The sequence below is a fragment of the Bradyrhizobium sp. 154 genome, from assembly GCF_023073875.1.
Taxonomy (GTDB): domain Bacteria; phylum Pseudomonadota; class Alphaproteobacteria; order Rhizobiales; family Xanthobacteraceae; genus Bradyrhizobium.
Map to the genome: position 1 here is coordinate 1 of NZ_JADPKG010000066.1, position 1,544 is coordinate 1,544.

The window sequence follows — 1,544 nt, forward strand, 5'->3', positions numbered from 1 at the left end:
GTCGTCCGTGAAGAACCCTGAATTCAGGCTGGATTGATTTGGGGTCGGGCGAAGAGGATGGCCAGGATTTGCCACAACGAGAGCCTGAGCCAGCAGATCAGGCGGCGGAAGTTGTAGCCGACGGCGGCGAGGACGGCGTTGCTGGCGTCGCCCTCGCGATGCCAGAGATAATTGCGGCCCATTCGATGCTCGGATTTGAGATGGCCGATGACCGGTTCGACGGCGGACCGCCTTCGCAGCTCGCGCGTGATCTGTGGCGTCACCCGCCGCTTCTGCCCTGACGTGAACACCCTGAACTTGTAATCGGGTGGGGCATTGTGGCCGCGATAGCCCTTGTCGGCGAGGAGGCGCTCGAGGGTATTGCCGATGAGGGCTTCCATGTCCGGGATGACGGTTGCGAGCGTATGCCCGTCATAGGGGTTGCCGGGCAGCGCCTTCACGTGGGTCACGAATTGACCGCCTTTGGCGTGCGCCAGCGTCGTTGCAACCGAGACTTTGACGCCGAACTCGTAAGGCCGGTGGGCCTTGCCCTTGCCGATGCACTCCACCTCGGGCGCGTGCAGCGAATAGACCTTGGGTCCACGCCGGTGCTGCTTCTGCTCCAGCACGCGTCGCGCCCGCGCCAGCATGCGCTCCAGCACGATCCCGGCAAGCAAGTCGGCGTTGCCCCCGAGTTTGCGGCCGATGTCGCGGATAATGCGGCCGAGATAGGTCTTGAGCTTCTTCAAGGCCCTGTTGGCACGCTTGAACTGCTTGGCGTGGGCATAGCGCTGATGCTTGATCAGCGCGAACTTGCCCACCCTGGCATAGGACTGGCGCAGCTTGACGCCGTACCTCTTGGCCAGCCGCACCAGGATCTCGCGGGCGCGGTTCAGCAGCCGCGCATCGGTGGGGAACATCACGTTCTTGGGCTGCACCGTCGTGTCGACGATGACGCGATTGAGATCGGACGGCTTGAGCGCCTCGGTCTTGGTGGCAACCGAAAGGCTCTCCTGCAGCAAAGCCTGCAGCTTCTCCTCGCCCATCCGCTGGCGCCAGCGCGTCAGCGAAGAGCGATCGAACACCAATCGGTGCTGGAAGAACTCCTCGCCGCAGAAGAACTGGTAATAGGGGTTCTCCACCCAGCGCTCGCACAGGACCTCGTCGGAGAGGTCGTAGGTGTGCTTGAGGATCGCCAGCCCCGCCATCAGCCGCGTCGGCAATGGCGGCCGGCCCGGCTTGTCCTCGTAGACCGCCCCGAACCGCTGCTCCAGGAACGACCAGTCGATTGTCCCCGCCAGCTTCACCAGCGGGTGCCCCATATCGATGATCGCGTCCAGCCGCGAGCGCAGAAGATCGGTTTGTCCCGTCCCGCGTCGTTCCTTTGGTCGCATCGCTCCCTCCGATGCGACGACGGAATCACGACTCGTGATTCGACGGAATCCTCAAAAATGAAACTGCAAGCTTTTGGGCCGTCAAAGCCCGAAAGTTTGCAATCCCCAAGACCTTCTCGCCCCGAAAACTGATTCTTGATCAACCGCTTGGAGGTTCTTCACGGACGACTA

General features: G+C 62.6%; 1 protein-coding gene. It reads right to left on the reverse strand.

Going from position 1 to position 1,544, the window contains the following annotated elements; all coding sequences use genetic code 11:
- Positions 1 to 23: 23 nt before the first annotated feature.
- Positions 24 to 1,373, reverse strand: coding sequence for an IS5 family transposase (locus IVA92_RS17020; RefSeq protein WP_247275680.1), 1,350 nt, complete (start codon positions 1,371 to 1,373; stop codon positions 24 to 26).
- Positions 1,374 to 1,544 lie beyond the last annotated feature (171 nt).